The 6,569-nt window shown below is 73.1% G+C and carries 7 protein-coding genes and 1 pseudogene; 3 read left to right on the forward strand and 5 right to left on the reverse strand.

Going from position 1 to position 6,569, the window contains the following annotated elements:
- Nucleotides 1-125: 125 nt before the first annotated feature.
- Together nuoH and E1166_RS28540 are read right to left on the reverse strand one after the other, a co-directional pair.
- Nucleotides 126-1,088, reverse strand: coding sequence for an NADH-quinone oxidoreductase subunit NuoH (gene nuoH, locus E1166_RS28535; protein ID WP_132342974.1), 963 nt, complete (start codon nucleotides 1,086-1,088; stop codon nucleotides 126-128).
- The gene (locus tag E1166_RS28540) at nucleotides 1,088-1,894 is read right to left on the reverse strand and encodes an NADH-quinone oxidoreductase subunit C (RefSeq protein WP_132342975.1); all 807 of its coding nucleotides are present in this window, start codon (nucleotides 1,892-1,894) and stop codon (nucleotides 1,088-1,090) included. Before E1166_RS28540 ends, nuoH begins: the two co-directional genes overlap by 1 nt.
- A gap of 142 nt (nucleotides 1,895-2,036) precedes the next feature.
- On the opposite strand from E1166_RS28540, the gene E1166_RS28545 reads away from it, so the two are divergent.
- On the forward strand, nucleotides 2,037-3,083 hold the full coding sequence (locus E1166_RS28545; protein WP_207914602.1) for a glucose 1-dehydrogenase: 1,047 nt from the start codon (nucleotides 2,037-2,039) through the stop codon (nucleotides 3,081-3,083).
- A 14-nt stretch (nucleotides 3,084-3,097) separates the two neighbouring features.
- On the opposite strand, the gene E1166_RS28550 is transcribed toward E1166_RS28545, so the two are convergent.
- The 3 genes from E1166_RS28550 to E1166_RS28560 all read right to left on the reverse strand — a co-directional run bounded on the left by E1166_RS28550 (nucleotide 3,098) and on the right by E1166_RS28560 (nucleotide 5,545).
- Entirely contained in the window at nucleotides 3,098-4,414 is a 1,317-nt protein-coding gene (locus tag E1166_RS28550; protein ID WP_132267513.1) for a DUF2252 domain-containing protein, read from the reverse strand.
- A 129-nt stretch (nucleotides 4,415-4,543) separates the two neighbouring features.
- Entirely contained in the window at nucleotides 4,544-4,888 is a 345-nt protein-coding gene (locus tag E1166_RS28555; protein ID WP_132342977.1) for a hypothetical protein, read from the reverse strand.
- 78 nt (nucleotides 4,889-4,966) lie between these two features.
- The gene (locus E1166_RS28560) at nucleotides 4,967-5,545 is read right to left on the reverse strand and encodes an NADH-quinone oxidoreductase subunit B (RefSeq protein ID WP_132342978.1); all 579 of its coding nucleotides are present in this window, start codon (nucleotides 5,543-5,545) and stop codon (nucleotides 4,967-4,969) included.
- A gap of 263 nt (nucleotides 5,546-5,808) precedes the next feature.
- Here E1166_RS28560 and E1166_RS28565 point away from each other — a divergent pair, with 263 nt between their 5' ends.
- Together E1166_RS28565 and E1166_RS28570 are read left to right on the forward strand one after the other, a co-directional pair.
- On the forward strand, nucleotides 5,809-6,351 hold the full coding sequence (locus E1166_RS28565; protein WP_243710571.1) for a SigE family RNA polymerase sigma factor: 543 nt from the start codon (nucleotides 5,809-5,811) through the stop codon (nucleotides 6,349-6,351).
- A pseudogene (locus E1166_RS28570) lies at nucleotides 6,344-6,569 on the forward strand (hypothetical protein); the annotation flags it as partial. The gene E1166_RS28565 and the pseudogene E1166_RS28570, both read left to right, overlap by 8 nt.

Raw genomic sequence — 6,569 nt, forward strand, 5'->3', positions numbered from 1 at the left:
ACCCCGCCCACACCCCACTGCGCTGACCCACCCGTGATCCATCCCGATTGCGCCATGTCGGAGTGTTCCTGTCGGCCGATGCCTCGATACGGCGCAGCCGGAGTGGATCAAGCCGGGCGAGCGGATCAACTGGCGAGGCGGACGGCGGCCGTCAGAACGAGCTGGGCCAGGGCAACGGGGACCAGGACCAGCCAGCACAGGCGCTGGAGCTGGTCCTCGCGCAGCCGCGGGTACGCCACCCGCAGCCAGATGATCACGAAGGAGACGGCGAAGACCTTCAGCAGCGTCCACAGCCAGCCGAGCTGCGCGTCGGCGAACGGGCCCTGCCAGCCGCCCAGGAACAGCACGGTGGTCAACGCGGCGATCACCACGATGCCGACGTACTCGGCCAGCAGGAAGAACGCGAACCGCAGCCCGGTGTACTCGGTCAGGTAGCCGAAAACCAGCTCCGAGTCGGCGATCGGCATGTCGAACGGGGGCCGGCGGATCTCGGCCAACCCGGCGACGAAGAACACGATCATCGCCGGGGCCTGCCAGAGCAGCCACCACGGTCGCCACGCCTCGACGATGCCGCCGAGGCTGAGCGTCCCGGCCGCCATCGCCACCGAGGCGGCGGCCAGCACCAGCGGCAGCTCGTAGCCGAGCAGCTGGGCCGCCCCGCGCAGCCCGCCGAGGAGGCTGTACTTGTTGGCCGAGGCCCAGGCCGACATCAGCACCGCCACCACCCCCACCCCGACCACGGCGAGGACGAAGAAGAGGCCGATGTCCAGCGGCTGCCCGACCAGGTCGTCCGGGCCGAGCGGGATGACCAGCAGCACCAGCAGGTAGGGCACCAGCGCCACCACCGGGGCGAGCCGGAACACCGGCCCGTCCGCCTCGCGCGGCGTGACGTCCTCCTTCTGCACGAACTTGATGCCGTCGGCGATCAGTTGTGCCCAGCCGTGGAAGCCACCGGCGTACATCGGGCCGAGCCGGCCCTGCATGTGCGCCATCACCTTGTGCTCGGCCTGACCGACGACCAGCGGCAGGGTGAGGAAGGCCACCAGCACGCCGCCGACCCGGATCACCAGCTCCAACCAGGTCGGCATCAGGCCGTACCCCCTTCGTCGCCGTCCGCAGGGGCACCGCCGTCCGCGCCACCCGCGGCGGGCCGGTCGGCCCGCGCGGAGCCACCGCTCCCGGCCGCCGGCCCGGCGCCGACCCGAGGGGTACGCCCCGCAGGGGCGCCCGGAGCCGGCCGAGCGGCCCGCTCCCGGGCCGGACGGGCCGGAGTGCCGCCACGCGGCCCCTCGCCCACGCCTCCCGCGCCCGCCGGGGTGGCAACGGTGCCCCACTCCCCCGGTGCCGGCACGCCCGGCGGGCGCACCGCGCGGCGTCCACCGCCGGCCTCGGACTCGCCCGGCTCCTTGGCCCCCGGCCACGGCTTGGCCACCCGGGAGGCGAGCACGAACTCCTTGCGCAACGGATGCCCCTCGAACTCGGGTGGCAGCAGCAGCGGGGCCAGCCCGGGATGGCCGGTGAAGTCGATGCCGAACATCTCGTGGGTCTCCCGCTCGTGCCAGCCCGCGCCGGGGTACAGCCCCACCACCGAGGCCACGGCCGGCGACTCGCGGGGCACCCGGGTACGCAGCAGCACCCCGTGCCGGTGCCGGGTGGACCACAGGTGGGCCACCACGTCGAACCCGGCGGCCAGCTCGTCCACCGCGGAGAGCCAGTCGAAGAAGTCGCAGGCCAGCTCGGCATCGTCGCGGGCCGCCCGCAGCGCGTCGGCCCAGCTCGACGGCGGCACGTCGACGGTGGCCCGGGCGTACCCCTGGCCCCCCGAGACCGACGCGGTGGCCTCGACCGGCGCGAGCAGCGCGACCACCCGCCGGCCGACCTCTTCCGGAGTCATACCGCTGATCCTATGGCCGAGGGACGGTCGCCGGGTCGGGCCGCCCGGCGCGGAGATCACTCCCGCCGGCTGCCCGCCGCCCCGGCGGGGCTTCTGCCGCTTTGCCCGGCGTGGCGCCGCCGGGCGGGGAAAGATGAGGACCGTGCGCGCTGTGACTGTGACTCCGGGGGTGCCTGACTCACTGTGGCTGACCGACGACTGGCCGGAACCCGCCGCCGAGGAGGGTGCGATCGTGGTCGAGGCTCTCGCGGTGGGTGTCTGCGGCACCGACCACGAGATCATCGGGGGCCACTACGGTCAGGCCCCGCCCGGCCAGCAGCGGCTGGTGCTCGGGCACGAGTCGCTGGGCCGGGTGCTGGAGGATCCGAGCGGCACGTTGCACCCCGGCGACCTGGTGGTCGGCATCGTCCGTCACCCGGACCCGGTGCCCTGCCCCAACTGCGCCGTCGACGAGTGGGACATGTGCCGCAACGGGCGGTACACCGAGCACGGCATCAAGGGCCTGCCCGGCTTCGCCCGGGACCGCTGGCGGGTGCAGCCGAAGTTCGCCGTCGGGCTGGACCCGGTCCTCGCCCCGGTCGGGATGCTGCTGGAGCCGGCCAGCGTGGTGGCGAAGGCGTGGGACCACATCGACCGGATCGGCAGCCGCGCCGAGTGGAAGCCGCACACGGCGTTGGTCACCGGCGCCGGGCCGATCGGCCTGCTGGCGGCCCTGCTGGCCACCCAGCGGGAGCTGTCCGTGCACGTGCTGGACCGCCCCATCACCGGCCCGAAGCCGGACCTGGTCCGGGCCCTCGGCGCGACCTACCACACCGGGACCGTGCAGGAGCTGGACCTCGAACCGGACCTGGTGGTGGAGTGCACCGGAGCGCCGGCGGTGGTGCTGGACTCGATGTGCAAGGTCGGGCCCGCCGGAATCGTCTGCCTGACCGGAGTGTCCAGCGGCGGCCGGACCCTCGACTTCGACGCGGGCGCGCTCAACCGGGCCCTGGTGCTGGAGAACAACGTCGTCTTCGGCTCGGTCAACGCCAACCGCCGGCACTGGGAACAGGCCGCCACCGCCCTCGCCCGGGCCGACCAGTCCTGGCTCAACTCACTGATCACCCGCCGGGTGCCAGTGCGGGAATACGCGCAGGCCTACAGCCCCACCGGGGACGACATCAAGGTGGTGCTGGACTTCACCGCCTGATCCGGCGACACCGCTCAGCTCCCCGGCAGGCGGCCGTTGCGGAACAGGTCGACGAAGAGTTGGTGGTCCTTGCGCGCCCGCGCCCCGTACGCGTGGGCGAAGTCGACCAGGTGCGCCACGAAGCCGTCGACGTCGTCCCCCACCGCCGCGACGATCGACTCCTCGGTCGAGTAGTCGACCAGGTCGTGGCTGGACTCGTCGTCGGCGACCGAGTGCATCCGGGCCACCGCCCGGCCCAGGTCGGTGAGCACCCCGGCCAGTTCCTCCGGCTCGTTGACGTCCGCCCAGTCCAGGTCGGCGGCGTACGGGGAGACCTCGGCGACGAGCTGGCCCGCCCCCTCCAACTCGGTGAAGCCCAGCCACGGGTCGGCGTGCGCCTGCAACGCCCGCTGCGACTCGGCCGTCCGGTGCCCCTGGTGCCGGAAGTAGCCGCGAACCCGCTCGTCGTCGATGTGCCGGGCCACCGCCGGCACCTGCGCCTGCTTCATGTAGATGACGACGTCGTTCTCCAACGCCTGGGTGTGTCCCTCCAGCAACAGGTTGTACGAGGGCAGCCCGGCCGAGCCGATCCCCACGCCCTTGCGCAGCACCACGTCCTTGACGTGGGCGGCAACCGGGCGGAGCCGGGCGGTGGACTCGGGGAGCGTGCCGAGGTAGTCCGCGAAGGCGGCGCAGACCTTCGCCCGGGTCGCCGGGTCGACCGGGTACACGCCGTCGCCGAGGGAGAACCGCCGCTCGTAGTTGTCGATGGTGGTCTGCGTGGCGAGCAGGTCGACCCGGGTGTTGAGCCGGGCCTGCTGGAGCACCCCGCGTAGCACCCCGTCGGCGTTGTCCAGGGTGATCGAGCCGATCGCGTCGTCGCCGCCGGCGGCGAGGGCCCGTAGCTCGGTCAGGTACGCCCGGGCGAACCCGTCGACCAGGTCGCTGATCACCCGATCGGAGAGGGCCTTGGCGTAGCAGAGCAGGGCCACGCTGGCCGCGAAGCGCTTCAGGTCCCAGGTGAACGGCCCGACGTACGCCTCGTCGAAGTCGTTGACGTTGAACACCAGCTGCCCGGAGGCGTTCATGTACGTGCCGAAGTTCTCCGCGTGCAGGTCCCCGTGAATCCACACCCGGCCGGTGCGCTCGTCCAGGAAACGGTCGTCGGCGAAGTCGCCGACCTGGTCGGCGTAGAAGAGCGACGCGCTGCCCCGGTAGAAAGCGAACGGGGTGGCAGCCATCTTGCGGAACTTGCGGCGGAAGGCCGCCGGGTCGAGCGCCATCGACGCGCCGAACTCCCCGGTCAACACGTCGATGATGAAGGCGGAACGCCGGTCCGCAGCGTGGGTCATGGCCGGCAGGCTAGCGCCCGCCCGCCAGTGGAACGCTCAGGCGACCGGCTGGACCGCGCCGACCGGGTGGGCCGGTACGACGGGACCACACCCGCCGGACCGGCCCACCCGCCGGACGGACGGACGAGGTCAGCGAAGCGTCGCGCCGACCGTGCTGGTGGGCGGCCGGTACCGTGCGGCGCCGATCGGTGGCCGGGCACAGGTGCGGGTCATGTCCGCCGCGATGGTGCTGGTTCCGCCGGTCGTGACGGCGACCTTGACCGCGTTGCGCCCGCCGGTGCCGTACCAGCAGCCGCGTTCCCGGTTCGCGTACTCGACGTGGACCTCCTGGGTGCGGTGCCCGCCCAGCCGGAAGGTGCCGTCCCGGCCGATGTTGACGAACGACGGGCTGGCGATGTCGCCGGTACGCGCGCTGTACGTCCAGACGTAGCCGCCGTCGACGACGGCGGTCCCGTCGGTGACCCGGTCGGCCACCGTTCCACCGGTGACCAGGTTGGCGTCGACCGTGGCCGTGCCGCCCGGGGTGACCTGGGTCAGCCGGGCGGCCAGCGGTCAGGGGGCGGGTGGGCGGACCGGCGGGGCGGTCAGCGACTCCACCGGGCGCGGCGGGGTGCCGTCGCCGGGCACCGCGTCGGCCGGCGCTGCGAGCGGGTCGGGACGGGGCACCCCGCCGAGGCCGGACCGCTCGGCGGCGATCTTCTCCTGGAGGCGGAGGATGCCGTGCAGCAGCGCTTCCGGGCGCGGCGGGCAGCCCGGCACGTACACGTCGACCGGGATGAGCTGGTCGACCCCCTTGGTCACCGAGTACGAGTCCCAGTACGGGCCGCCGCAGTTGGCACAGGAGCCGAAGGAGATGACGTACTTCGGCTCGGGCATCTGGTCGTAGAGCCGCTTGATCGCCGGGGCCATCTTGTCGGTCACCGTGCCGGAGACCACCATCAGGTCGGCCTGCCGGGGGCCGTGCGCGAACGGGATCACGCCCAACCGGATGAAGTCGTGCCGGCCCATGCTGGTGGCGATGAACTCGATGGCGCAGCAGGCCAGGCCGAAGTTGAAGACCCAGAGCGAGTAGCGACGGCCCCAGTTGAGCACGAACCGGATCGGTTCGCCGAGCACTCCCGGCAGCTGCACGACCCGCCCCCTTCCCGTCTTCCCAGCGCACAGTCAACCACAGCCGGCGGGCGTCACCCGGGGCGTGTGCCGGCGGCGGCTGACCAGCGGCACACCTACCCGGGACGCTGCTCGGCCCCGGCATGTCGACCGGCGGTGCCTGTTCCGCTGTCCCGGACCCGACAGCCATCGACGCCCGCTGGCCGCAACCTGAGTCCCGGGCCGACCGTCTGACCCGTGCCGGTGGGTAGGCACCGCCGGCACCACGGGGAGGACGAGTGACTGTGACAAGAGACAGGCGGGCCGGCGAGCCGCCGCCGCAACCCGGCCCCGAGCCACCCGAACTGGCCTTCGATGCCCTCTACCACGCTCACTTCCGCGGCCTGGTCGTCCAGCTGACCGCCTACACCGGGGATCTGGGGCAGGCCCAGGACCTGGTCCAGGAGGCGTTCTGCCGGGCGTACCAGAACTGGGATCGAATCGCCGGCTACGAGGATCCGCTGGCCTGGGTCCGCAGGGTCGCCTGGAACCTCGGCCACAGCCGCTGGCGACGGCTGCGCACCGCCCAGGCGTGGCTGCTGCGGCAACGGGAGACACACGTCGCCGGACCGAACCCGGACCGGGTGGCGGTGGACGCCGCGCTGAGTCGGTTGCCGGCCCGGCAACGCCGGGCGGTCGTGCTGCACTACCTGGCCGACCTGTCGGTCGCCGAGATCGCCAGCCAGGAGCAGGTCGCCGAGGGAACGGTGAAGTCCTGGCTGCACCGGGGCCGGACGGCGCTGGCGGCGCACCTGCGCGAGACCGTCGAGGAGGTGCGGGATGTCTGAACGGGAGGCGAGGCTGCTCGCCGAGGAGTTCGACCGCTACCGCCGTACGCTGCTGGCCGAGGTTGTGGCACCCGGGCCCGCCGCCGTCCGGCGGACCGTACGGCAGCGCCACCGCAACCGTCTGGCGGTCACCGCCACGACGGCGCTCGCGCTGCTCACCGGCCCGGCCCTCGGGTACGCGGCGCTGCACGAGCCGCCCCCGCGACCCGGCCCGGTCG

The organism is Micromonospora sp. KC213 (assembly GCF_004348325.1).
Lineage (GTDB): Bacteria > Actinomycetota > Actinomycetes > Mycobacteriales > Micromonosporaceae > Micromonospora.